Origin of the sequence: Rhodococcus sp. NPDC056506 (assembly GCF_042794945.1) — a bacterium.
Classification (GTDB): Bacteria; Actinomycetota; Actinomycetes; order Mycobacteriales; family Mycobacteriaceae; genus Rhodococcus_F.
In genome coordinates, this window is the sequence record NZ_JBHTSW010000010.1 from 119522 (window position 1) to 143637 (window position 24116).

Sequence of the window (24116 nt, forward strand, 5' to 3'; positions counted from 1 at the left end):
TATCCGCTAAACTGCTGGTCAAATGAGTGATATTGAGCGTGACCCCGAACCCCCAACATTTGCCGACCTCGACATCGATGATCGGGTACTGAAGGCACTGTCAGACGTGGGCTACGAGTCGCCCTCGCCCATTCAGGCTGCCACCATTCCGCCACTGCTCGAAGGCAAGGACGTCGTCGGTCTCGCACAGACCGGTACCGGCAAGACCGCAGCCTTCGCAGTTCCCGTTCTGTCGCGGATCGACACGTCGATCAAGCAGACCCAGGCGCTGGTGCTTGCTCCCACGCGTGAGCTGGCGCTTCAGGTTGCCGAGGCATTCGGCAAGTACTCCGCCCACATCCCCGGACTCAACGTCCTGCCGATCTACGGTGGCCAGAGCTACGGCGTCCAGCTGTCCGGCCTGCGCCGCGGTGCACACGTCGTCGTCGGTACCCCGGGTCGTGTCATCGACCATCTCGAAAAGGGCACCCTGGACCTGACCAATCTCAAGTACCTCGTTCTCGACGAGGCCGACGAGATGCTCAAGATGGGTTTCCAGGAGGACGTCGAGCGCATCCTCCGCGACACCCCCGGCGACAAGCAGGTTGCCCTGTTCTCGGCAACGATGCCCGGCTCGATTCGCCGGATCTCGAAGCAATACCTGAACAATCCGGTCGAGATCACCGTCAAGTCCAAGACGTCGACCGCCTCGAACATCACGCAGCGCTACATTCAGGTTGCTCATCAGCGCAAGCTCGATGCACTGACCCGAGTCCTCGAGGTCGAGGCTTTCGAGGCGATGATCATCTTCGTCCGTACCAAGCAGGCCACCGAAGACCTGGCGGAGAAGCTGCGCGCCCGCGGGCACTCGGCTGCCGCGATCAACGGCGACATCGTCCAGGCCCAGCGTGAGCGGACCATCGGTCAGCTCAAGAACGGCGCCCTCGACATCCTCGTCGCGACCGACGTTGCTGCTCGAGGCCTCGACGTGGATCGAATCTCCCACGTCGTCAACTACGACATCCCCCATGACACGGAGTCGTACGTTCACCGCATCGGTCGTACCGGCCGCGCCGGTCGTCAGGGTGACGCGTTGCTGTTCGTCGCTCCGCGTGAGCGTCATCTGCTCAAGTCCATCGAGAAGGCGACGCGTCAGCCGCTTGCGGAGATGCAGCTTCCCAGTGTCGACGACGTCAACGCCCAGCGTGTGACCAAGTTCGGTGACTCCATCACCGAGAGCTTGGCATCGGAGAATCTCGCGATGTTCCGCAAGATGATCGAGGACTACGACCAGGAACATGACGTTCCGCTCATCGACATCGCTGCCGCCTTGGCGCTGCAGTCGCGCGACGGTGAGGCATTCCTGCTCGCTCCCGAGCCGCCGGCACCGCCGCGTCGTGAGCGTGAGCCCCGTGAACCTCGTCCCCCTCGCCGTTTCGACGACGGCCCGGCTCCTCGCTCGCGTGGACCCGAGGGTCAGGAATTGGCCGCGTACCGCATCGCAGTCGGCAAGCGTCACCGCGTCGTGCCGGGTGCCATCGTCGGTGCAATCGCCAATGAGGGCGGGCTTCGTCGAAGCGACTTCGGGCACATCAGCATTCGCCCGGATCACAGCATTGTCGAGTTGCCGGCCGACCTCTCCAACGAGACTCTGGAAGCTCTGCGTCGCACACGCATCTCCGGCGTTCTGATCCAGCTGCAGCCTGATTTCGGCCCGCCGCAGGGACGTCCGAGTGGGCGTGGCGACCGTGGTGGCCGCGATGATCGCGGTGGACGTGACGACCGCCGCGGTGGCGGACGCGATCGCTACAACGACTGACGCACAGCCTTCAACGTCTTGATGTAAAGGCTGAAACAGGCGCTGCCCTCCGTGAGGAGGTCAGCGCCTGTTTTTTGTGGGGCGGTGGCAGGGGCGGGCAGTATCAGATCGGCGTCGGTTCGAGGGCGCCGTTCTTCCTGGCGTTGGTGTCGAACTGCGTGCGGTACAACTCGGCGTAGCGACCACCGCGTGCAAGCAGTTCTTCGTGGTTGCCGCGCTCGATGATTTGGCCTGCCTCGACGACAAGGATCAGGTCGGCTGCCCGGATTGTGGACAAACGGTGTGCGATCACCACAGCAGTCCGCCCGGCGAGTGCTTCGCCGAGGGCTTCTTGAACCGCGGCTTCCGACGTCGAGTCGAGATGCGCGGTGGCCTCGTCCAGGATGACGACGCGAGGCTGGGCCAGGAGCAGTCGTGCGATGGTCAGGCGTTGACGCTCACCGCCCGAGAGGCGGTATCCGCGTTCACCCACCACTGTCTCCAATCCGTCGGGGAGCGACGCAACCAGGTCGGTGAGCCGTGCTCGCTCCAGAACCTCACGCAGATCTTCTTCGGTGGCATTCGGTCGCGCGAGGAGCAGGTTGGATCGAAGGCTCTCGTGGAACAGGTGCCCGTCCTGCGTGACCATGCCGACGGTCTCACGGATGGAATCGGAACTGAGGTCTCGGACGTCGACGCCGCCCAGCTCGACCGATCCGGAGTCGATGTCGTAGAGGCGCGGAATCATCTGCGCCACGGTCGACTTTCCGGCACCGGACGTGCCGACCAGGGCGACCATCTGTCCCGCTTCGGTGCGGAACGAGAGGTCGTGCAACACGTCCTCGCCGCCGCGGGTGTCGAGGATCGCGACCTCCTCCAGCGAAGCGAGTGACACCTTGTCGGCAGAGGGGTAGGCAAAAGTGACGTTCTTGAACTCGACGGATACCGGGCCCTCCGGCACCGTGCGTGCATCGGGCTTCTCGGTGATGAGTGGTGCCAGGTCGAGAATCTCGAATACCCGCTCGAAGCTGACCAGAGCGCTCATGACGTCCACCCGGGCGCTGGCCAGTGCGGTCAACGGCGAGTACAGCCTCGTGAGCAGCAGCGCCATTGCGACGACAGCGCCTGCGTCCAATTGACCGCGCAGCGCGTAGAAGCCGCCGAGTCCGTAGACGAGGGCAAGGGCAAGCGCGGAGACGAGCGTCAGTGCTGTGACGAAGACGGACTGCAGCATCGCGGTCCGGACTCCGATATTGCGCACACGCCTGGCACGAACCGCGAACTCCGCAGACTCTTGCGAAGGGCGACCGAACAGCTTGACCAGAGTCGCGCCGGGAGCGGAGAACCGTTCCGTCATCTGGGTGCTCATCATCGAATTATGGTTGGCAGCTTCACGATTGAGTGCCGCGAGTTTCGCGCCCATCCGCCGTGCGGGGATCACGAAGATGGGGAGAAGTACCAACGCGAGCACGGTGATCTGCCACGAGATCCCGAGCATGACGATCAGCGTGATCACCAGCGTGACCAGATTGCTGACAACTCCGGACAATGTGTCGCTGAAGGCGCGCTGAGCGCCGATGACGTCGTTGTTGAGACGGCTGACGAGTGCTCCGGTTCGAGTTCTGGTGAAGAACGCGATCGGCATCTTCTGGACGTGATCGAAGACGGTGGTGCGCAGATGCAGGATCAGATCTTCACCGATGCTGGCCGAGAGCCACCGGGTCAACAGGCCCAGCGCGGCCTCGAGAATTGCGACCAGTGCGATCAGGGCGGCAAGTTTGACGACCACGTCGACGGCGTCGCCGCCGACTATCGCGTTGACCACGCGCCCGGCGAGGACGGGTGTTGCCACGGCAAGCGCAGCCGTGACGACGCTCAGTACGAGGTACCAGCTGAGATTACGTTTCTGCGGGACTGCGAACGTCGCGATCCGCTTCAGTGTCGCCTTCGAGAACGGGCGCCGATCTTCTTGCGCGTGCATCGCGTTGTACATCGCGTTCCACGCGGTGACTTCCATACTCATGACTTCGCCCCTCCGGTCGCCGGCCACGAAGATTACGTGGCCGGTACGACACGAAGGTAGAACCTCAACCAAACTTCAGGTCAAGTGCGGCCTCAGCGGGCCACATCGACCACCACGCGCGGAGGGTCGCTGAGCGTCGTGACCGTGAACGGCTGCTTCTCGGTCACGCCGATGAACGATTGTGTGACTCCCTCGAAGACGTTGGACCCGTTGACCTCGGTCACGACTCCGCCGACACCGGGGACCGGGTTGGGGCCGGAGTACTGCTCGACTCCGCTGTCGAAGGGATAAGCGGAACCGTCGATCAGGACCTGGATCACTGCGGCGCCCTGGATGTCCACGGGCTTTCCGCTGCCTTCCTGGGTGGCCGCGTCGACGTACTTGACGCGCCATCCGGGTGTGCCGGTGCCGCCCATCTCGTAGACGACGCGATCGAATCCGTCGTGCTCGCCCACGCGGATGTCGACGACGGTGAGCTTGGATTCGGTGCCTGCTGCCGATGTCTTGTCGGAGCTGTCCGTCGGGACTGGTTCTGTGGTCGACGCTGCGGCACTCGAGGTCGAGGTGACGGCCGAGGTGGCTGCCGTGGGAGTGGTCTCCGCGTCCTGCGAACAGGCAGTCAGGCTCACGCCCACTGCGATGGCAGCGACAGCGGCAAATGATCTCGTCCGGTTCGTTGTCATGACTCGATCGTAGGGCTCGCGTGATCGGGTTCCGCGGCGGCGGTGCCCGGAGTTACCTAACCGATATCGCCGTCGACGTAGAGCCACTTGCCTTCTGCTCGTGCAAATCGACTGCGTTCGTGGAGCATTCCCCGCTCGCGTCCGAATGCGTAGTGAGCGCGAAATTCAACGATGCCGTCGGAATCGAACAGGCCACCTCGTTCGGTGCCCAGGATCTCCAACCGGAGCCATTTCTGGTCAGGATCGAGATCGAGTTCGGTCGGCCGATGGTCGGGATGCCAAGTCCGCGTGAGGTATTCGTCGTCCATCACAGTGAAAGCCGTGTAGCGCGAACGCATCAGGGTTTCGGCGGTCGGAGCATGCGCCGCCCCCCTGATGTACTTGCCGCAGCACTCGACCAACGCGTTGCCGCTGCCGCACGGGCACGGATCGTTCGGTCGGGGTGTGGTGGGGCGGCTCGAGGTCACCGCCCCATTACAGCACGGGTTCTCAGACCAGCTTGTGTTCGCGGTTCTCCCAGTACGGTTTGCGGAGGTCGCGTTTGAGGATCTTTCCGGTGGGATTGCGAGGAAGGATCTCGACGACGTCGATACTGGTCGGGCACTTGAACTTTGCGAGGCGTTCTTGTGTGTAGGTGATCAGTTCGGTTTCGTCGATCTGTGCATCGGCGGTGAGAACCACGACGGCCTTGACGGTTTCACCCCAGCGGTCGTCGGGAACGCCGATGACCGCGACCTCCGCGATTGCCGGATGCTCCACCAGTACGCGTTCGATCTCGGGGGAGTAGACGTTCTCGCCGCCGGTGATGATCATGTCCTTGAGACGGTCCTCGATGAACACGAAGCCGCCGGAGTCGGCGCGGCCCATGTCGCCGCTGCGCAACCATCCGTCGGCGGTGATGGTTTCGGCCGTCGCCTCGGGCTTACCCAGATATCCGGGTGTGCACTGTTCGGATCGCCACCACAGTTCGCCGGTCGTACCGGTGGGCACGTCCTCGAGCGTGACGGGGTCCACCACGCGCATCTCGACGCCGGGGATCGCTGTACCTGCTGATGCCATGCGCTCGACCTGCGACTCGTCGCGGTGAACGTCCGGCATCAACGCGGTAACGACACCTGCCATTTCGGTCATGCCGTAGACCTGGACGAATTCGGTGTCCGGCCAGGCTGCGAGTGCCGCTCGCAACAATGGGAGGGGCATGGGGGCGGCGCCGTAGGTGATGCGTTTGAGTGCTTTGAAGGCGGCGACTGCCTGCTCGCCGGCGGCCAGGACCCCGGCAATGACCGGTGGGACGAGGAAAGCGATGTTCGCACCGGCGGCGAGACCGGCGAAGATCGACGGCCCGTCGGCTTCTCTGGTGAAGTGACAGCGACCACCGGTGTGAATTGCCATGATGGCGTAGCAGGTTCCGCCGACGTGGAACATCGGCATCGCGATCAGGAATCGATGATCCTCGTGAGCCGGCAGGATTTCGAGAACATTGTTGCTGTGCGCGAACAGGTTTCGATGCGTGAGTTGGACACCTTTGGGTCGACCGGTCGTTCCGGAACTGTAAAGAACCAGAGCGGTGACATCGGGGCTCACCTCGGGTCGGGAACTGAGCGGGGTGACCTCGTCGATCCAGGGTTCGAACTCGTCGTGTTCACCGCCGACGGCGAAGATCGACTCGACGGCCGTCAATCGATCGCGCATGGCGACGATCTGGGGCAGGAGGTCGCTGCCGACGAACAGGATGCGTGCGCCACAGTCCGCGAGAACGTAATCCAGCTCTTCGCCCGAAAGTCGCCAGTTGGGAATGACATTCGCGGCCCCGAGCAGTGAGGCGGCGTACGTGACTTCGAGACAGGACAGATGATTCTTGTCGACGAAAGCGACAGTGTCGCCGGCACCGATGCCTGATTCGGCGAGGGCGGCGGCGATACGCAGGATGCGGTCCCGCCACTGGGCCCACGTGTACTCGGTCCCTTGGAAGGTCATCGCTGCTTGATCAGGCTTGACCGTCGCCCAGTGCTCTAGCCGATCGAAAATGATTCCAGCGGTGGCGTCGGACATTCGGCCGCCTCTCTCGTGTGATTGGTGTCACAAGGTTAGTGCGCGCCCGCCATTCATACCGCTGTTTCTCGCCAATGCACGCCCTTGGAGGGCCGTGAATTCTCAGACCCTGATCGGCTCGGCCGTGGATATCAGGGTGGTCCCCGATGGCGGGCGGGCCCCACACCCGACAGGATGGAACCAACCATTGCGGGCGTCCGTGTTTTCACGGGCGCCCGTCACGCCCGCAAAGTAGCACCGAAGTGAACAGGAAAGGCGATCATGAGTTCGCACGCCCAGGATGTCGCGGCCCGCGCAGTCGGCCTGTCCAAGACCTACGGCACCGGAGATACCCAGGTGCACGCCCTCAGTTCGGTGTCCGCAGATTTTGCCCGCGGTGAGTTCACGGCGATCATGGGGCCGTCCGGTTCCGGCAAGTCGACGCTGATGCATTGCCTCGCCGGTCTGGATTCCGCCAGTTCGGGTTCTGTCCTCATCGGCGACACGGAACTCACGACGCTCTCCGACAAACAGATGACGCAACTACGACGCGATCGCATCGGATTCGTCTTTCAGGCGTTCAACCTGGTGCCGACGCTGACGGCGCTCGAGAACATCACGTTGCCCCTCGACATCGCCGGACGCAAAGCGGATCAGACCTGGCTGAACAGCGTCCTGACCAAGCTGGGGCTCGGGGATCGGCTCGATCACCGGCCGGGAGAGTTGTCGGGTGGTCAGCAGCAGCGTGTGGCGTGCGCGCGTGCGCTGGCGGGTCAGCCGGAGATCATCTTCGGCGACGAGCCGACCGGAAACCTCGATTCGAAGTCCTCCGGGGAGGTGCTCTCGATCCTGCGCGCAGCGGTCGACGAGTTCAACCAAACCGTGGTGATCGTGACGCACGATCCGCGGGCAGCGGCGTACGCCGATCGGGTCGTGTTCCTCGCGGACGGCAAGATCGTCGACGAATTGCGCGAGCCGACGGCAGATTCGGTCCTCGATCGTATGAAGCGCCTCGACGCTCCGCAGGCGGTCGTGAACGCGGAAGCCGGGGCTTGAGCACATGGCTTCGGTAAGCAACTCGCCGATGCGCAAGGTCTCCCTGCGCAATTTGGCGGCACACAAGGTGCGACTTGCGCTGACGGTTCTGTCCGTCGTGCTCGGCACGGCTTTTGTCGCGGGGTCCTTCGTTTTCACCGACACCCTCCAGAAGACTTTCGATTCGATCTTCGAGAACACTGCCCAGGGCGTCGACGTTCGGGTATCGATGGAAGACCGCAACACCAGCGGCGTTCCGGTGGAGGACGTCGACAAACTTGCGGCGGTCGACGGCGTCCGGGCGATCGCGCCGGCGGTCAGCGGACAGATCGTCCTGATCAACGCAGACGGTGGTGCCGTTCAGACCGGCGGCGCGCCCAGTATCGGGCAGTCCTACCTACCTCCGGGCCAGGCGATTGCCGAACCCGACACCTTCGTCGAGGGCGCGCCTCCGACGCAGACCGGTCAGGTCGCGCTGAACACCAGCGCCGCCGAGCGAGCCGGTCTGAAGGTGGGGGACACTGCCAAGGTTCTGGCACCGGCCCGCGGAATCGTGGACGTGACGTTGTCCGGCATCTACGAAGGGGCCGGTAGTGACACCGGTGGATTCATCGGCGCGCTCTTCACCGACGAACAGGCTCGTGGACTTTTCACCGACGGCCGGCATGTCGAGTACATCGACGTCGCGGGCAACGGGGTCTCGCAGACGGAACTGCAGCAACGCGTCGAGCAGGTTTTCCCCGATCTCAAGGTGCAGACCGGTGACCAGGTTCGCGAGGAGACCAAGGCCGAGGTCGACTCGGCGCTGAGCTTCATCAACTACTTCCTGCTGGCGTTCGGTGCGATCGCTCTGCTCGTCGGCACGTTCATCATCTACAACACCTTCTCGATGATCGTGGCGCAGCGTCTTCGTGAGCTGGCGCTGCTGCGTGCGATCGGTGCGAGCCGAGCGCAGGTCGGTCGTTCGGTGGTCACCGAGGCGTTGGTGGTCGGGCTCATCGGCAGCATCATCGGTCTGCTCGGTGGTATCGGTCTCGCCTACGGATTGCGCAGTCTGCTCAACACATTCGACGTCGGTCTGCCGGAAGGCCCGCTCCAGGTGGGCGCGCGCACGATCATCGTCGCGTTGGTGGTGGGCGTCGTCGTCACGACGCTCAGCGCCTACGCTCCCGCTCGGCGTGCGTCGAAGATCCCGCCCGTAGCGGCCATGCGTGAGGAGTTCGCCTCCACGGGCGACTCGCTGCGGGTGCGGACGCTGATCGGCGCGATCCTCGGGGTGATCGGTGTGGCACTGCTCGTGTTCGGCTCTCGCGGGACCGGCGGCGGCGCCGCTCTGATCGTCGGACTCGGCGCGTTCTCGTTGATCATCGCGGTTCTTCTCGGTGCTCCGGCGCTGTCGCGGCCGATCGTCGGTGCGCTCGGTGCCGTGTTCGCCAAGCCGTTCGGTGCCATCGGGCGATTGGCTCGCACCAACGCGGTGCGCAATCCCCGTCGCACGGCCGCAACGGCATTCGCACTGACTCTCGGCCTGATGTTGGTGACCGTCATCGGAGTGTTCGGATCTTCGGCCAAGGCGAGCATTAATGCTCTAGTGGACGTGGGTGTCTCGGCCGACTACATCCTGACCGGTCCCAACGCGATCGGTGTGCCGCGCGGTGCGGCCGACGCCGTCCGGCAGGTGCCCGACGTGCAGAGCGCGACGTCCTTGCACGGAGTGCGCGCGAAGGTCGACGGTGAGGACGAGCAGGGCGCTTCGTTCGACGGCCCGATCGAAGGCGTGCTCGAGTACAAGATCCTCGAGGGCACGGTCGATCTGACCGGCAACAACATGCTCGTCTCGAAGTCGACTGCGGACGACAAGGGGTGGGCTGTCGGCTCGACTCAGACGCTCACCGGTCCCGGCGGCGTCGAATACCAGACCGTTGTCGCGGGAGTGTTCGAGGACAACCAGCTGATCGGTTCGTGGATCGTCTCGGACGAGGCGTACCGGAAGCTGATGCCGGCGGAGAGCCTGCCGGACTTCGTGGTTCTGGTGAAGGCGAAGCCGGGGGCGGATCTGACGACGCTGCGATCCGAACTCGAAACGGCGACGGAGAAGTACGTTGTCGTCCAGGTGCAGGATCGTGAGGAGTTCAAGGGAACTCAGGGTCAGCAGATCAACACGTTGTTGGCGATCCTCTACGGTCTCCTTGCACTCGCGGTCGTGATCGCGATCCTCGGCATCATCAACACGTTGGCACTCTCGGTGGTCGAGCGGCGACGAGAAATCGGAATGCTGCGAGCCGTCGGCATGCAGCGAGGACAGATGCGACGCACGATCTACCTCGAATCGGTGCTCATCGCGGTGTACGGCGCGGCAGTCGGAGTTGTTCTCGGCATCGCGTTCGGTTGGGCGTTCGTGAGCACTCTCGCGGATCAGGGCCTCGACAAGATCACGATCCCGTGGGGTCAGGTAGTCGGAATGCTGATCGGCTCCGGTGTGGTCGGCGTCTTGGCGGCGCTGTGGCCGGCCAACAGAGCGGCCAAGACGAAGCCGCTGGAGGCGATTGCGGACATGTAGGGCCTTCGGCCCCGTGCGCACTTTTGGTAGCGGTAACAGCCGAAAGTGCGCACGGTACCGTTGCCGCATGAGCACCCTTCAAGAAGTCGGCGAACGTGAATCCTGGCGCTGCTGGCTGTGCGACGAACCGGTCGACCCCGACATGTCCGTCAACGATCCGCGTGGCCCGAGCATCGACAGCATCAACACCGCAAAAAAGGGTGGCAAGACCAAAGGCGGCGTCGAACGTTTGGCACATCGCGCGTGCAACACCAAGAAAGGTGCGGTCAAACCTGTTGTGGAATGGCCGGATCGGCTGTTCGTCGTCGATCCCGCTCCGATCATCGGGGTCGTGGAGCAGCTCGAGCGCAAGGGTGGCCGCGTCGCCGTCGCTCGCTGCCCCGGCAAGGACGACGCCCAGGAAGCCTCCGACTGGCTGATCGATCGGTTGTCGCGTCTGGCTCCCGCGTTGAACGTCGAAACGAGCATCGACGCCGCGGGTGGGGGTTACCTGTTGGTCCTCAAAACCGTGTAGGAGCGCAGTTCGGGGGCCGTCTTTCGCGGTACCTGTTCCGCCTCCAGTGTCGTCGGGGTACGGTCGAACCGAACATGAATCCGGTTTCGAGTGCGAAGGAATTCCGATGAACCTGGCATTGACCGACGAGGAACTAGCGTTCCGCGACGAGATGCGGACGTTCTTCCGTACGCAAATCCCCGCGGACATCAGGGAGGCGTACGCCCACGGCGAGGAGTTGGGGCGCGACCGTATGGTCGAGGCGCAGCAGATCCTCAACGCTCACGGTCTGGCGGTGCCGCACTGGCCGGTCGAGTGGGGCGGTAAGAACTGGACCCCGGTCCAGCACAACATCTGGCTCGACGAACTCCAGCTCGCGTCTGTCCCCGAACCGTTGGCGTTCAACGCCAACATGGTCGGTCCGGTCATCGCGGCCTTCGGCTCGCAGGAGCAGAAGGAGAAGTTCCTTCCGGCGACCGCGAACCTCGACATCTGGTGGTGCCAGGGATTCTCCGAACCCGAGGCCGGCTCCGATCTCGCTTCGCTCAAGACTCGCGCGGTCCGCGACGGAGACGACTGGGTCATCAACGGCCAGAAGACGTGGACGACGCTGGGACAGTACGCCGACTGGATCTTCTGCCTCGTGCGTACCAACCCCGATGCGCCCAAGCGCCAGGCGGGCATCTCGTTCATCCTTGTCGACCTGAAGACGCCTGGCGTCACGGTCCGCCCGATCAAGCTGATCGACGGCGGCTACGAGGTCAACGAAGTGTTCTTCGAGGACGTCCGCGTCCCGGGGGAGAACCTGGTCGGTGAAGAGAACCAGGGCTGGGGTTATGCCAAGTTCCTGCTCGGCAACGAGCGCACTGGTGTCACGCGCGTCGGTTTCTCGAAGGTTCGTCTCGCGCAGGCCAAGGCTCGCGCTGCCGAGGTCAAGGTCGGTAACGGAACACTGCTCGAAGATCCGCTCTTCGCTGCCCGCCTCGCCGAACTCGAAAACGAATTGCTTGCCCTCGAGCTCACTCAGCTCCGGGTGGTCGCCAGTTCCGCTGACGGCCAGCCGAATCCGGCGTCGTCGCTGCTCAAGCTTCGCGGTTCCGAATTGCAGCAGGCGAGTGTCGAACTGCTGATGGACGTGGCCGGCCCCGATTCACTGCCGTACGACGCGGGCAGTGACATCGCCTCCGCGAGCTGGGCGCAGCACACTGCCCCGACGTACTTGAACTACCGCAAGGTATCCATCTACAGCGGATCGAGCGAAGTGCAGCGCAGCATCATCGCCTCCTCGATCCTCGGATTGTGAGGCGTGGCATGGACTTCGAACTCAACGACGAGCAAAAACTTCTCCGCGATACCACCAAGGATCTCCTCGCGCGCAGCTACGACGCCGAGAAGCGCAATGCGATCATCGACTCCGATCCCGGGTGGAGCCCGCAGGTCTGGAAGCAGTTGGCCGAGGTCGGCTTGCTCGGCCTGACGTTCTCCGAGGACGACGGCGGCATGGACGCCGGCCCGGTGGAAATCGGCGCGGTCATGACCGAGATCGGTCGACGCTTGGCACCCGAGCCGGTACTCGACGCGGTCGTGACGCCGGGCGGGCTGATCTCCGAAGGCGGCAGCCAAGAGCAGCGGTCGTCGATTCTTCCCGGTGTTGCCGAGGGCGTCACGTTCCTGGCGTTCGCCGATCAGGAACCCGGAATCCGTTGGCCGGCAACCGAACGTGCGACAGCCGCGGCGCAGGTCGACGGCGGCTGGACCGTGACCGGGATCAAGAATCCCGTCGGGCACGGCGCGACGGCGGACATCCTCGTCGTGAGCGCTGCGCTCCCCGGCGGTGGCGTCGGACTGTTCCTCGTCAAGAGCGATGCCTCCGGTTTGGTGCGCAAGTCCTACGCCACTCACGACGGTCTGCGCGGTGCGCAGATCGAGTTCACCGACACCCCGGCCGAAGCGCTCGGTGAGGGCGGCGATGCTTCCGCTCTGATTCAATCAGCGCAGATCCGTGAGCAGGCTGCTCTGTGTGCCGAGGCTGTCGGAGCGATGGAAGAGGCACTGCGACTGACCACCGAATACCTCAAGACGCGTAAGCAATTCGGTGTTCCGCTCGCAAAGTTCCAGACGCTGACGCACCGCGCTGCCGACCTGTACGTCTCGCTCGAATTGGCGCGCAGTATGAGTCTCTACGCGACGATGTCCCTTGCCGACGGCGTCGTCGATCCCGTGATCGCTTCGCGGGTCAAGTTGCAGATCGGGCGTTCGGCTCGGCTCATCGGTCAAGAAGCAATCCAGATGCACGGTGGTATCGGTATGACCGCCGAATACCCGGTGGGTCATTACGTGAGCCGACTCGTCGCCATCGAGCACACGCTCGGTAGTGCCGAAGACCACCTTCGGGTGTTGGCTGCCGGTGTGGCTGATCACGAGATGGTCAGCGTGGTCTGATCTTTCACGAACGACAGAGGGGCCGCATTCCGTTCCAAGGATGCGGCCCTTTCGTCGTTCAGCGGTGATTGCGCAATACATCCAAACGGAGTCGGCGCTGCTCGATATTGACTGCGCTGTCGGTGAATGCTTGTTTCCAGCCGGGGTCGCCCGTTCGGGACGCCGCGTCTTGCAGAAGCGGAATTGCGTCGAAAGGGAAGCGCGCCTGCACACTTCGCAGGGTGGAGAAGTGACTGTGACGCGAGTGGATGCCCAAGTCCTCGCCCGTCGCAGCGTGCTCCAACGCTTCGTTTTCCAAGGCATTCAACAGTTTTTCGGCGACGGCCAGTGGCCAGGGGCGGTCGATGCCGTCGAGTAGCGCGCTGCCGTCGACTCCCAGAAGGTACTCGTCCGCGTGTCCGGCGACGATGTACTCGACGCGCTCGCGCGGGTCGGCGATGGCGACGATTCTCCGGTCCGTCGTGCGCCCGTCCCGCTCCAGAAATGCCGACGCCCAGGCTGTATTCTTCTGGAGAACGGTTGCCGCAGTCCATGATTCGATCATCACGTTGCGCCACTGCTTCTCGATGGGGATGGTGAGGGCGCCGCGTGCCGACCCGGCCATCGATTCCCACAGCGCCAGTGGAGTAGCGGTCACAACTTGCCGTAACCACCAGCGCCGGATGCCTTTGTTCTTGTAATGGACGTCTTCGATGCCGTCTCGGAATGCGAGGTCGTCGAGCGAACCCGGCAATCGGACGGCCAGGCGGGGTCGCAACGGCTTCGTCTCGAGCCGCACCCACGACTGAGCGCGAGTGACCATGCGAGAGGCAAACGGAGATCGGGGGAGTTGCCGCAGGAGTTGAATTGCGCGCTCACGGACCCGCACGGCTGAATCGTCGAGTGCGCGCTCGAGGAGGGCGTAGTCGTGTTCACCCAGCCCGACGTCGAGATGGTCGAGAAAATGCAGGCGGCTTGAAGTGGCCTCGTCGTCCCAAGCGATCTCGAGCTCTTCGCTCGCCAGTTCCGGGTCGACCGTACGTATGTAATCGAACCAGGCCGTACGGTCGTCCGGATCGGGCGAGAGCCACAGCTCGTCCCGGCGTGATCCGATTCGTCGTAGCTGGGCCCAATCCGGATTCTGCTCCGCCAGATACTGCCCACGTCGACCGGCGAGGCGTAGTAGCGCCTCGCGGTGCTCGGGATGCTTCAGCGCGGCTTCCATGAAGAGCGGAACGCTGGCAGCGGGCGCGAGGAATCCGCGTTGGTCGGCCATCGCGAACCATTCCGCGAGAGTCCAGGAACGAACCTGCAACAAGGACTGAAGTTGTTCGATCGCGAGGTCGGGAAGCAGCGGTTGAACCGCTGGATCAGTCTTCGATGCGCGCGAGTGACCTGCGTGCGCGTCTGATCGCAGGGAGGTCACCCGCCTACGGTATGGCAGGGGTGCGTCGACTTTGGGGGCAGGGTCGGCCTGGGCTCACACACGGTGTCCCGGCCGCGTGCTCACGCTCAGTCGTGTTCGGTCCGCACGGAACAGGTCTACCGAGTACTCGACGGGACGCTCATGCTGGTCGTAGCCGATTCGTTCCAGCTTGAGCACCGGGGCCGGCATCGGTTGTCCGAGAAGCGTCGACACCGAGGAGCTGACTTCTGCCAGTTCGATGGATTCGTCGGTGGCCGAGATGTCGATTCCGAATTTGCAACGCAGGGCTTCGTAGACGGAATCCATGTGCGTTCGGAGCAGATCGCGGCATCCGGGGTCGCCCAGATACATCCGTTCCAGCGACAACGTGTCACCGTCGGCAAATCGTAAGCGCAACAAGGAAATCACATCGCGGTCCGGGGAAACTCCGAGTATCTGGGCGGCTCGCGGGCTGGGCCGCTCCAGACGTGCTGACAGCACTCTCGTGCCGTCCTGGAATCCTTGTTCCTGGAGCATTTGCGGTACGCCCATGACTGTATTCAGATTTCGGGACAGTCGTCGGCTGGCACACAGGGATCGTGCGTTCTCCGGAGTGGGTGCGTCTGCGTGGACGCTGGTGAGAAAGGCGCCGCCTGCTCGGCCTTTGACCCGATGTACCAATCCTTCACGTTCCAGCGCGTCGAGTGCGCTGCGCACTGTCGTGCGAGATGTCCCCAGTCGTGCTGCCAGTTCGCGCTCGGGCGGAAATTTGCCCACGGAGCGTCCTTCGAGTTCCTGAGCGAGCCGTAACAGCGCAGATCGAGTCTGCTCCATCATCGACATATGGCGTGACCTCGCAATACGGCAGTTCGTTGAACCCCAAAACTAGTGAGGCACCCGATCCACCACAACACGAAGTGTGATCTGTAACACGCCGTTAACAATTGGTGAGAGAACCAGAAATGGTCTAGCCCGAATCTCTGGGGAGTCCGAAGTCGTCGGTTTCGGACTCCTATTCAGGGAATGGAGGGCACCAGCAGTGAATCGAACGCTTTCGACCCGTGCCGAGATCGCGTTGGCGATTACTCGAGAAGCAGGAGATCTTGCCAGGCACTGGTTCGACAAGTCGACGCTTCGGGTCGACACGAAGTCGGATGGATCGCCCGTCACCCAGGCTGATCAAGAGATCGAACAGATGATTCGCGATGCTTTGTCCGAGAACTTCCCCGATGACGGCATCATGGGCGAGGAGTTCGACGACGTCGTGGGTTCGAGCGGAAATCGGTGGATCATCGACCCGATCGACGGAACGAAGTCGTTTGTCCACTCAGTGCCGCTCTATGCGAACCTCCTCGCATACGAAGAGGCGGGTGAAATTACATTCGGGGCGATCAATCTGCCCAGCGCCGGTGTGCTCGTGTCAGCAGAAAAGGGCGGTGGATGCTGGAGAAACGACGAGCCCGCCGCTGTCTCCGACCGGACGGATCTCGACGGCGCGTATCTGATGGCCACGTGGCTCGAGGACTGGAAGCCGGATACGATCCGCGATCTCAACTCGCGGGGCGTCATTCTCCGCACCTGGGGTGACGCGTACGGCTATGCGATGGTCGCCTGCGGGCACGCCGATGCGATCGTCGATTATACGACCAAGGCCTACGACCTCGCGCCGATGCCGGTGATCATCGAAGAGGCGGGTGGTCGCTTCTCGAGTCTCGACGGTCGTCGGAACTTCGACTGTGGCAACGGAATTGCATCGAACGGTCATCTGCACGACTCCATTCGCCAGCTCGTCAACTGAGGGAAGGTCCGATGAAGGATTTCATCCGCGGGCTCAGTCACCGAAAGATCATGGTGTTCTTCGGGTCCGTTTACGGTATTGCGCTGCTGTTTGCACTTTTCCCGCCCCTTTACCTCTGGGGCAGAGGAGTTTCGACGCTGGTGTTCGGAATCCCGTTCAGCATCATGTACTGGATTCTCGACGCGCTGGTTCTCGGGTTGGGCCTGTGGGGCTTGTACCTGGTCGAAGACCTTCGCGGTGAACTCGACGAAGAGCTGGCGCTGACGCCGGCCGGTCCGAATGGAGAATGACATGGCAATCATGCTCGGAATGCTGGCGTTGTTCTACGCCGGAGTGCTCTTCATTCTCTATGCGACTCAGCAGAAGACGAAGCCGACGTTCGAGGAATACTCGGTCGGCGGCCGTAGCTACGGCCCGTGGTACGTGGCCATGTGCTACGTGAACTCCTGGTGGCCGGGCGCGGTATTCATCGCTTTCTTCGGGATGGCTTCGGGTGCAGGAGTTTTCGGATTCTACGGCCTCGCCTACTCCAGTCTCGGTGTCGCGATGATGTACTTCATGGCTACAAGGGCGTGGCGATGGGGTGCCCGATACAACCTTCGATCACAGCCGGATCTTCTTGGCTTGCGGTTTAATTCACGTTCGGTGAAGATGATCGCCAGTCTCATCGGAATCGTCTCGGTCTTCCCGTGGGTGGTTCTCGGAATGCAGGCACTGGGGGAGGTATTTCAATACGCGAGTGAGGGTCGATGGTCGGTGACCACCTGCTTGCTTGTCGGGTTGGCGCTGATCCTGATCCGTCAGTACTGGACAGTGAAGATGGGCATGCGTGGGTTGATCATGACCGATGCGTTCCAAGGGATCGTCGCGTACGTGATTGCAGCACTTGTATGTCTGGTCTTGTTGTCCGGCGTCGCCGGCGGCCCGATCAGCATGAGTGCGCTGGCGCAGGTCCCGATCGAATTCCTGCGGGTGCCCGGCGACGGCGACGCTTACGGTCCGTTCTACCTCTTCAGCCTGATCTTCACCGGCGTAGTCGGATCGTTGTGCTGGCCGATGAGTTTCCAACGGATCTACACCGCGTCGGGAGTCCGTGCAGTAAAAGCGGGGACTATACGTACCGTGTTGATCTCGAGTGTGTTCTACACGCTGTTGATGTTGTTGGGTATCGCCGCATCCCAGATGCCGGAGGTCATCGCAAACCCACAGGCTGCATGGTTCACGATCATGGAGTCGTACGGGGGAACCTGGCTACTCGGTCTGGGTGTGACAATGGTGTTCGCGGCGTCGATGGGCCACATCGACGGAAGTGTCCAGGTGTGTGGTCTGCAAATTGCGAACGATCTCGTCAACTCCGACAAGCGCAAACTTTCGGATTCGGCACTTACCGTGGTCGCAAAAGTCAGCATGGTGGGGTTCATGGCATTGGCCGGAGTGGTGGCCTATGTAACGTACGACATGACTCGGTTGCAGCTCCTTGCACAAATCTCCTACCAGGGCGTAGTCCAGTTGGCCGTTCCGCTCTTCTTCGGAATCTTCTGGCGGGGTGGCAACAAGTACGGGGCAGTTTCGGGCATGCTGTCGGGTTTCGGGATTGCGTTGGTGTTGACCTTCATCTACCCGGATGACATCGCCGGACTTGGCTCACTGACCGGCGGTGTAGTCGGAATGGCCGTCAATCTCATCGTGTTCCTGGTCGTCTCCGCTCTGACCGGTATCTCGGCGGCCGAGCGAGTTCGGGTGGAAGAGATGTTCGAGATCGCCGCTCGTTCGGTTGTTCCGAATCATGTCTCCAAGGTGGAGGATTCCTCGGTGAGGGTAACGAATGTCTGATTTCCTCGCAGACTTCGACGCGATGTCGAGATTCGGCGCCACCGAGGGAGGTGGAGTGGAACGTCAAGCCGGAAGCGCGGCGGACGGGCAGACCAGAGACTGGTTTCGTATCTGGTTGACGGAGAATGGTTTCCATTGCCGCGTCGACGCAGTGGGCAACCTTTTCGGCTCCCTCGAATGGATCGAAGGCGCTCCGCACGTCTTCGTCGGCTCACACCTCGACAGTCAGCCGAAGGCAGGTCGCTTCGACGGAGCCTTCGGCGTTCTTGCCGGGGCGCATGCTGCCGCCGTTGTCGCCGAACGAGTCGCTGCCGGAAGTATCACACCGTCCTTCAACCTCACCGTCGTCGACTGGTTCAACGAGGAGGGATGCAGATTCAGCCCCAGCTTGATGGGTAGTGGGGTTTTCACCGGGAAATTCGCGGCTGATGAGGTCCTCGACACCGTCGATTCGGACGGTCGGACGGTCCGCGGCGCACTCAGGGATATCGGCTACCTGGGTTCGGACGAGCCGCCGGAGTGCAGTGCATACGCAGAGATCCACATCGAGCAGGGGCGAGTCCTGGAAGAGGAGGGGATCTCGATCGGTGTGGTCACCGCCAACTGGGCAGTGCGCAAGTATCTCGTCCGAGTTCGCGGCGAACAGGCACACACCGGCGCGACGTCGATCGAAGACCGTAGGGATGCGCTCCTCGGCGCAGCACAGATGATCGTCGCGGTTCGTGAGGTGGCGTCGGCGTTCCCTGCGGGAGCTGTTCTCACGTCGATCGGTAGATTGACCGTCCAACCGAACTCACCTGTTGTGGTGGCGTCCGACGTAGTCATGTCAGTGGACATCCGGTCAAGTGAGGAAGCGGCTCTCGACAAGGCTCATGAGCTGTTCCTGCAGGCGAAAGCCGATATCGAAGCGCTGGGCGAAGTCTCCGTCGACATCGAATCGGGTTCGCTGCGCCCCAGCACCTCCTACCATCTCGCCGGTATCGAGTTGTCCGAATCGGTTGCCGGCGGATTGGGTCTGAGCGCTCGGAGAATGCTCACCAGAGCAGGACACGATTCGATCAATCTCAAAGACCTGGTGCCGACGGTGATGTTATTCGTGCCGAGCGTCGGCGGCATCTCGCACGCGGAGAACGAATACACCGAACCCGAAGATCTGTTGGCTGGACTGAACATGTTGACGGGTGTGCTCGAACGGCTTGTAGTAGAAGGATTGTCGTCGGAACAGGAGCAATCGTGATGGACAAGGTACTTCCGCAGAACATGTCGTCGCTCGTTGAGGGGTACCGAACCGGTGAGTTCACGCCCGTGGATTCATTGAGTGCAACTCTCGCGTTGATCGACGCTGTCAATCCGTCGATCAATGCGATGGCGATGGTCGACGTGGACGGCGCCCGATCAGCGGCCGCAGAATCGGCGGCACGATGGGCTGCCGGCACCCCGTTGAGCAGTCTCGACGGCGTCCCGGTCACCATCAAGGACAGCGTCAACGCAGTCGGTATGCCGTGGCGCCACGGGAGCGCAGCGCACTCGGATGTTCCTGATGCCGAGAGTGATTCACCGCCCGCGGCGCGATTGAAGGAGGCAGGCGCCGTCATCGTGGGCAAAACGACGATGCCTGACTTCGGCATGATGGCCGCCGGCGTCAGTTCGCTGTACGGCATTGTTCGCAATCCCTGGGATCTCTCACGCAACACCGGTGGCTCCAGTGCCGGAGCAGGTGCGAGCCTTGCGGCGGGCATCGGATATGCCGCGGTGGGCACGGACATCGCCGGCTCGGTGCGATTGCCGGCTGGACACTGTGGGTTGGTCGCGCTCAAACCAACGCAGGGGAGGATTCCGCACTTACCGTCTTCGATGATGCGCTCACCGGGTCCGATGGCCAGGACGGTGGACGAGGTGGTCGACATGTACCGGGCCATCGCGCGCCCTGACAGCCGTGACGCCTGGTCACTCCCAGCGCAGTCCATCGACGAATCCCGCTGGGAGACAGAGGTGAGAGGTCTGAGAATCGGCGTGATGACAGGAATGGGCTACGGATACGAAGCAGAACCTGCGGTCGTTGCCGTGGTGGATGCTGCGGCGCAGGTACTCGCGGCGGCGGGGGCAAAGGTGACGAGGGTGACCCCGCCGTTCGATTCCGATCCCTATGCACCACTGGATCGATTGTTCCAGGTTCGCGCCCGGGCGGAGTGGGAGTCGATACCTGAGGAACGGAGAGCGGAAGTGATTGCTGCAGTGTCCGAGTGGGCTGAACCGGCGTCGCTCGCGAGCGCTACCGACTATTCACGCGATCTGGACGCGGTGAACACGGCACAGGCACGGCTCCAACGGCATCTCGAGCCGTACGACTTCGTGATAAGCCCGGTCATTCCGGTGGTGGGGTTTGACGCAGATATGGTCGGTCTCGACCCCGAACGGCCCTTGGCGCATTGCAGTTTCACAGCGTGGTTCAACCAGACCGGGCAGCCGGCGTCGACGGTGTGTTTCGGAATGGTCGACGGTTGCCCAGTCGGGGTGCAGATCGTCGGATCACGTTTTGCGGACATTGATGTTCTCGCGATGACCAAGTGGCTCGAGGACAGGCGGCCTTTCGACATGTCGTGGCCTGACGTCACGCTACGTGTATCCGGAGGTGTCCGATGACTGATACCAAACAGCTTGTTCGGCAAGAATTGTCGGCAGGTGGGCTGTTTCTCGACACCGAAGTAAGACTGGACGCTGGATCGCCGGTCATGGCCAGCCCGAGTTGGTGGGGCGCGGACTCCGATCATTGGATCGTCGATGACGCAACGCCGAATTCGGTTGGCAGTGACCGGGTCTTCGTTAAAGTGATGCAGCAGCATTCGCTCGAGTACGTCGATGTCGGAGCGTCATTCCGCGCTACGGTCGCAGCGGGACTAGCGGGTATCGGTCCTCGAGTCCGCCACTCGAATGCCGCAACAGGAGTGCTGGTGATGGACGATCTAGGGCAGATGGCATCGACGGCGACTCTTGATCTCTTCGATGACGTCGAGGCGATCGAACGTCTGGTGCATCTGCGACGGGCAGTCCACGCGCTGCCTCCGTTGACGCGAACATCAACGGTCTTCGACGATCTCGATGCTGCCTTGCTCATCGCGCAGCGCGCCGGTTCGTCACTGCCAGTTGACCTCGACTGGATGCTTCGGGCCTTGGATCCTGCCCGATCACGAATAGCGAGCAGTGGATTCGACGTTGTTCCGTGCCACGGCGACGGCAATGTGTCGAATGTGATGGTCGTGGAAGAAGACGCATCGTTGAGATTGGTCGATTGGGATTGCGCGGCGATGATGGATCCGCTGCAGGATCTCGGCGTCTTACTCGCGGAGTTGGCTCCGTCCGATCTCGAGGCGCGCCCTGTCTTCGAAATGTACTGGGGAGCATGGGATTCAAGCCTGTTCGATCGTAGCCGCATTTACGGGATTGCGGACTCGCTGAAGTGGGGTCTCATCGGCTCCTTCGTTGATGTGATTCGACCGGGAACATTGGAGTACTCGAAGTTCGCAGACTGGCAATTCCTACGTGCGCGAATCGGTTTGCGCGATCCGCATTTCGACGACCGAGTCCGAAACCTGTGAGGCAAGGATGACCATGACCGAGAATACTCAGCAACCTGACCTTACGCACTGCATGGCCGACGAGCGTGTGTGTGGCACTGCTCGAACGGATTTCGAGAGGGGCGTCGAAGAGGCCTTGGCTTCGATCGCCGACTGGCGCGGACGCGAGATCCGATACGCGCCGGTGCACGGTGGCCTGCAGAACAGTAATTGGCGAATCGCCGTCGAGGGCGTCGACCGCCGGTACTTCTTGAAGATTCCCGGTGCCGGAAGCGAGTCGTTTGTCGATCGCGTTGCGGCGAACGAGGCCGCGATGCTGGCGGGTTCGCTGGGAATAGCTCCGGAGATGATCCTGTTCGATCATCGGACAGGAATCGAGGTGATCGAGTACATGGAAGGGTATCGCGGCTGCACCAACGGAGATCTCAAGCGTCCGGAGATCGCGTTGCAGATCGTCGACCTGTATCGGACACTGCACTCGGCCCCGCTGATGTCCCTGACGAAGACGATTTTCGACATGATCGACGAGCATCTCGATCAAGCGCGCGAACACGGCGTGATGCTTCCTCGGGACTTCGCCCTGATCGAGCGTGAGTATCACACCGCAAAGTCTGCCTTGTTGGCTTCCGGTCTGGATCTGGTTCCGTGCCATAACGATCCGATGCCGGGAAACTTCCTGTATTCGGAAGGGCGTCCGCTCAAACTTGTCGACTACGAATTCGCAGCCAACAACGACAGAGCGTATGAGCTGGCGATTTTCGTCACCGAAATGTTCTTCGACGAGCGCCGGACGTTGGAACTGATAGACGCCTTTTACGGAAGCAGCGAGTGGTCCGTCGTGTCGCGTGTTCACTTGTTCGGGGCGTTGGCAGATGTCAAATGGGGCCTGTGGGGATGCATCAACAATCGACTCAATTCGGGTTGGGATTTCGACTATCACAAGTACGGAGTGTGGAAACTGATGCGTGCCCGCGCGAAGATGTCCGATCCGAGATGGGCCTTGTGGCTCGACTCGGTGTGAACGGTGCGGTTGGCCAGCCTATTTCGTACACCCACTTCGGAGGAATTGATGACGGCTCACTTTCACGATGCGAGAACATCACGTGTCTCGCCACTCGACGCAAACGGTTACGTGCCCGAAAACGCTGCAGGACTCGACGCGCGGACGCGAGATCTCATCAGGCGTAGAGCGGATGTTCTCGGCCCGGCATCGCCGCTGATGTATCGAAATCCGGTGGAAATCGTTCGAGCACAGGGACTTCGGCTCTACGATCGTGACGGCACGTCGTACCTCGACATGTACAACAATGTCGCGAGCGTGGGACACTCGCACCCCAAGGTCGTCGACGCCGTGCGTAGACAGATCGCCGAACTCAACACTCACACAAGATATTTGAACGAGGAAATTGTCCGGTACGCCGAAGATCTGGTGTCCACGTTTCCGAGTCAGCTCTCCACTGTGATGTTCACCTGTACGGGATCGGAGGCAAACGATCTTGCCCTGCGCATCGCGAGGGAAGCCACGGGTAATACCGGTGTCATCGTCACCGAAAATGCTTATCACGGAGGCACGATCAACATTGCCGCGTGCTCGCCGTCGATGGGTTCCGCTGATTCGGGCGATGAACCATGGGTCCGTGTCGTGCCTTTGCCTGATCCTCGTGTCGTAGCGGACATCGACCGAGAATCCTGGTTCGCTGACCGTGTCAGAGAGTGCATCGACGGACTGAACCGCGACGGCATCGGTGTAGCCGCACTACTAGTCGACACGATATTTGCTTCCGACGGAGTATTGACCGACTCGTTCCTTTCAACGGCTGTCGATCAGGTGCACCAAGCGGGTGGTCTGTTCATCGCGGACGAGGTGCAGCCGGGCTTTGGTCGGCTGGGGTCCGGTATGTGGGGGTTCGCGAGGCATGGGGTCGTCGCAGATATCGTTACTCTCGGAAAACCGATGGCCGGTGGCGTACCTCTCGCCGGGGTGGTGCTTGGTGACAATTTGGTCGAGCTGACGGCGGGCGAGCTTCGGTACTTCAACACGTTCGGTGGGAATGCCGTGTCGATTGCTGCGGCGCAGGCGGTGCTCGACGTGATTCGGGGAGAAGAGCTGATCGAGAATGCAGCAGTGATGGGGGCTCGTCTGACCGATGGGTTGCGGACGTCTGCACACCGCGACCCGCGCGTGGGTGCGATCCGTGGAGCCGGGTTGTTCGTCGGGGTAGACGTGGTCGATGCGGATTCGGGCGAACCAGATCCGTCCGGTGCGCTCGACATTGTCAACGGGTTGCGTGCACACGGTGTGTTGATCTCGGCGACAGGCAGACACGGCAACGTTCTGAAGATTCGGCCACCGCTCCCGATATCGGCCTCGGATGTCGACGAGTTCCTGACACGGTTCGAGATGGTGTTGGTCGCGTAACGGAGGGTCGACGCGCGTTCGGGCAGATTCTGGAACAGTGGTAACCGGCGACCACCAGGAGGC

At 62.2% G+C, this 24116-nt stretch carries 20 protein-coding genes; 14 read left to right on the forward strand and 6 right to left on the reverse strand.

Annotated elements, in window-relative coordinates; genetic code table 11:
• The first annotated feature begins 22 nt into the window (after positions 1-22).
• Positions 23-1798, forward strand: coding sequence for a DEAD/DEAH box helicase (locus ACFQ6H_RS11955; protein WP_378539170.1), 1776 nt, complete (start codon positions 23-25; stop codon positions 1796-1798).
• A gap of 103 nt (positions 1799-1901) precedes the next feature.
• Here ACFQ6H_RS11955 and ACFQ6H_RS11960 read toward each other — a convergent pair whose 3' ends face one another.
• The 4 genes from ACFQ6H_RS11960 to ACFQ6H_RS11975 form a co-directional block, all read right to left on the reverse strand.
• Positions 1902-3800, reverse strand: a complete 1899-nt coding sequence (locus ACFQ6H_RS11960) for an ABC transporter ATP-binding protein (RefSeq protein ID WP_378549550.1) — start codon at positions 3798-3800, stop codon at positions 1902-1904.
• 92 nt (positions 3801-3892) lie between these two features.
• On the reverse strand, positions 3893-4483 hold the full coding sequence (locus ACFQ6H_RS11965; protein WP_283301357.1) for a hypothetical protein: 591 nt from the start codon (positions 4481-4483) through the stop codon (positions 3893-3895).
• A gap of 56 nt (positions 4484-4539) precedes the next feature.
• On the reverse strand, positions 4540-4950 hold the full coding sequence (locus ACFQ6H_RS11970; RefSeq protein WP_378646241.1) for a YchJ family protein: 411 nt from the start codon (positions 4948-4950) through the stop codon (positions 4540-4542).
• A gap of 22 nt (positions 4951-4972) precedes the next feature.
• The gene (locus ACFQ6H_RS11975; RefSeq protein WP_378549541.1) at positions 4973-6535 is read right to left on the reverse strand and encodes a long-chain-fatty-acid--CoA ligase; all 1563 of its coding nucleotides are present in this window, start codon (positions 6533-6535) and stop codon (positions 4973-4975) included.
• A gap of 261 nt (positions 6536-6796) precedes the next feature.
• Between ACFQ6H_RS11975 and ACFQ6H_RS11980 the strand changes: the two genes are divergently transcribed.
• From ACFQ6H_RS11980 to ACFQ6H_RS12000, 5 genes are all read left to right on the forward strand, one after another.
• Positions 6797-7570: an ABC transporter ATP-binding protein gene (locus tag ACFQ6H_RS11980; RefSeq protein ID WP_378539166.1), complete on the forward strand. Its 774-nt coding sequence runs from the start codon at positions 6797-6799 to the stop codon at positions 7568-7570.
• 4 nt (positions 7571-7574) lie between these two features.
• Complete coding sequence (locus ACFQ6H_RS11985; RefSeq protein WP_378549538.1) at positions 7575-10109, forward strand: ABC transporter permease; 2535 nt, start codon at positions 7575-7577, stop codon at positions 10107-10109.
• Between the two features lie 67 nt (positions 10110-10176).
• Positions 10177-10623 carry a hypothetical protein gene (locus ACFQ6H_RS11990; protein WP_007736175.1) on the forward strand — a complete coding sequence of 149 codons (447 nt, stop codon included), beginning with the start codon at positions 10177-10179 and terminating at the stop codon, positions 10621-10623.
• Between the two features lie 106 nt (positions 10624-10729).
• Entirely contained in the window at positions 10730-11905 is a 1176-nt protein-coding gene (locus ACFQ6H_RS11995; RefSeq protein WP_378646243.1) for an acyl-CoA dehydrogenase family protein, read from the forward strand.
• 8 nt (positions 11906-11913) lie between these two features.
• Positions 11914-13044: an acyl-CoA dehydrogenase family protein gene (locus ACFQ6H_RS12000; protein WP_378646245.1), complete on the forward strand. Its 1131-nt coding sequence runs from the start codon at positions 11914-11916 to the stop codon at positions 13042-13044.
• Between the two features lie 58 nt (positions 13045-13102).
• Here ACFQ6H_RS12000 and ACFQ6H_RS12005 read toward each other — a convergent pair whose 3' ends face one another.
• Positions 13103-14449: a DUF5691 domain-containing protein gene (locus ACFQ6H_RS12005; protein WP_378646247.1), complete on the reverse strand. Its 1347-nt coding sequence runs from the start codon at positions 14447-14449 to the stop codon at positions 13103-13105.
• 54 nt (positions 14450-14503) lie between these two features.
• Positions 14504-15265, reverse strand: coding sequence for a GntR family transcriptional regulator (locus tag ACFQ6H_RS12010; protein ID WP_172403418.1), 762 nt, complete (start codon positions 15263-15265; stop codon positions 14504-14506).
• A gap of 202 nt (positions 15266-15467) precedes the next feature.
• Here ACFQ6H_RS12010 and ACFQ6H_RS12015 point away from each other — a divergent pair, with 202 nt between their 5' ends.
• From ACFQ6H_RS12015 to ACFQ6H_RS12050, 8 genes are read left to right on the forward strand one after another with little or no spacing between them, the layout of a single operon-like run.
• On the forward strand, positions 15468-16226 hold the full coding sequence (locus ACFQ6H_RS12015) for an inositol monophosphatase family protein (protein ID WP_378646251.1): 759 nt from the start codon (positions 15468-15470) through the stop codon (positions 16224-16226).
• Positions 16227-16237: 11 nt separating this feature from the next.
• The gene (locus tag ACFQ6H_RS12020; protein ID WP_378646253.1) at positions 16238-16516 is read left to right on the forward strand and encodes a hypothetical protein; all 279 of its coding nucleotides are present in this window, start codon (positions 16238-16240) and stop codon (positions 16514-16516) included.
• Between the two features lies 1 nt (position 16517).
• The gene (locus ACFQ6H_RS12025) at positions 16518-18059 is read left to right on the forward strand and encodes a sodium:solute symporter (RefSeq protein ID WP_378646255.1); all 1542 of its coding nucleotides are present in this window, start codon (positions 16518-16520) and stop codon (positions 18057-18059) included.
• Positions 18052-19296 carry a M20 family metallo-hydrolase gene (locus tag ACFQ6H_RS12030; RefSeq protein WP_378646257.1) on the forward strand — a complete coding sequence of 415 codons (1245 nt, stop codon included), beginning with the start codon at positions 18052-18054 and terminating at the stop codon, positions 19294-19296. Before ACFQ6H_RS12025 ends, ACFQ6H_RS12030 begins: the two co-directional genes overlap by 8 nt.
• Complete coding sequence (locus ACFQ6H_RS12035) at positions 19296-20702, forward strand: amidase (RefSeq protein WP_378646269.1); 1407 nt, start codon at positions 19296-19298, stop codon at positions 20700-20702. Before ACFQ6H_RS12030 ends, ACFQ6H_RS12035 begins: the two co-directional genes overlap by 1 nt.
• Complete coding sequence (locus ACFQ6H_RS12040; protein ID WP_378646259.1) at positions 20699-21655, forward strand: phosphotransferase; 957 nt, start codon at positions 20699-20701, stop codon at positions 21653-21655. Before ACFQ6H_RS12035 ends, ACFQ6H_RS12040 begins: the two co-directional genes overlap by 4 nt.
• 13 nt (positions 21656-21668) lie before the next feature.
• Entirely contained in the window at positions 21669-22655 is a 987-nt protein-coding gene (locus ACFQ6H_RS12045; RefSeq protein WP_378539158.1) for a phosphotransferase, read from the forward strand.
• Positions 22656-22703: 48 nt separating this feature from the next.
• Positions 22704-24053, forward strand: a complete 1350-nt coding sequence (locus ACFQ6H_RS12050) for an aspartate aminotransferase family protein (protein WP_378539157.1) — start codon at positions 22704-22706, stop codon at positions 24051-24053.
• Positions 24054-24116 lie beyond the last annotated feature (63 nt).

What these genes read in the sequence shown, in the direction of transcription:
- ACFQ6H_RS11975 (WP_378549541.1), bottom strand. Translation starts at nt 6,535, where the DNA reads ATGTCCGACGCCACCGCTGGAATCATTTTCGATCGGCTAGAGCACTGG.
- ACFQ6H_RS12010 (WP_172403418.1), bottom strand. Translation starts at nt 15,265, where the DNA reads ATGATGGAGCAGACTCGATCTGCGCTGTTACGGCTCGCTCAGGAACTC.
- ACFQ6H_RS12000 (WP_378646245.1), top strand. Translation starts at nt 11,914, where the DNA reads ATGGACTTCGAACTCAACGACGAGCAAAAACTTCTCCGCGATACCACC.
- ACFQ6H_RS11990 (WP_007736175.1), top strand. Translation starts at nt 10,177, where the DNA reads ATGAGCACCCTTCAAGAAGTCGGCGAACGTGAATCCTGGCGCTGCTGG.
- ACFQ6H_RS12045 (WP_378539158.1), top strand. Translation starts at nt 21,669, where the DNA reads ATGACCGAGAATACTCAGCAACCTGACCTTACGCACTGCATGGCCGAC.
- ACFQ6H_RS11960 (WP_378549550.1), bottom strand. Translation starts at nt 3,800, where the DNA reads ATGAGTATGGAAGTCACCGCGTGGAACGCGATGTACAACGCGATGCAC.
- ACFQ6H_RS12050 (WP_378539157.1), top strand. Translation starts at nt 22,704, where the DNA reads ATGACGGCTCACTTTCACGATGCGAGAACATCACGTGTCTCGCCACTC.
- ACFQ6H_RS11980 (WP_378539166.1), top strand. Translation starts at nt 6,797, where the DNA reads ATGAGTTCGCACGCCCAGGATGTCGCGGCCCGCGCAGTCGGCCTGTCC.
- ACFQ6H_RS11955 (WP_378539170.1), top strand. Translation starts at nt 23, where the DNA reads ATGAGTGATATTGAGCGTGACCCCGAACCCCCAACATTTGCCGACCTC.
- ACFQ6H_RS11995 (WP_378646243.1), top strand. Translation starts at nt 10,730, where the DNA reads ATGAACCTGGCATTGACCGACGAGGAACTAGCGTTCCGCGACGAGATG.
- ACFQ6H_RS12025 (WP_378646255.1), top strand. Translation starts at nt 16,518, where the DNA reads ATGGCAATCATGCTCGGAATGCTGGCGTTGTTCTACGCCGGAGTGCTC.
- ACFQ6H_RS12035 (WP_378646269.1), top strand. Translation starts at nt 19,296, where the DNA reads ATGGACAAGGTACTTCCGCAGAACATGTCGTCGCTCGTTGAGGGGTAC.
- ACFQ6H_RS12020 (WP_378646253.1), top strand. Translation starts at nt 16,238, where the DNA reads ATGAAGGATTTCATCCGCGGGCTCAGTCACCGAAAGATCATGGTGTTC.
- ACFQ6H_RS12040 (WP_378646259.1), top strand. Translation starts at nt 20,699, where the DNA reads ATGACTGATACCAAACAGCTTGTTCGGCAAGAATTGTCGGCAGGTGGG.
- ACFQ6H_RS11985 (WP_378549538.1), top strand. Translation starts at nt 7,575, where the DNA reads ATGGCTTCGGTAAGCAACTCGCCGATGCGCAAGGTCTCCCTGCGCAAT.
- ACFQ6H_RS11965 (WP_283301357.1), bottom strand. Translation starts at nt 4,483, where the DNA reads ATGACAACGAACCGGACGAGATCATTTGCCGCTGTCGCTGCCATCGCA.
- ACFQ6H_RS12030 (WP_378646257.1), top strand. Translation starts at nt 18,052, where the DNA reads ATGTCTGATTTCCTCGCAGACTTCGACGCGATGTCGAGATTCGGCGCC.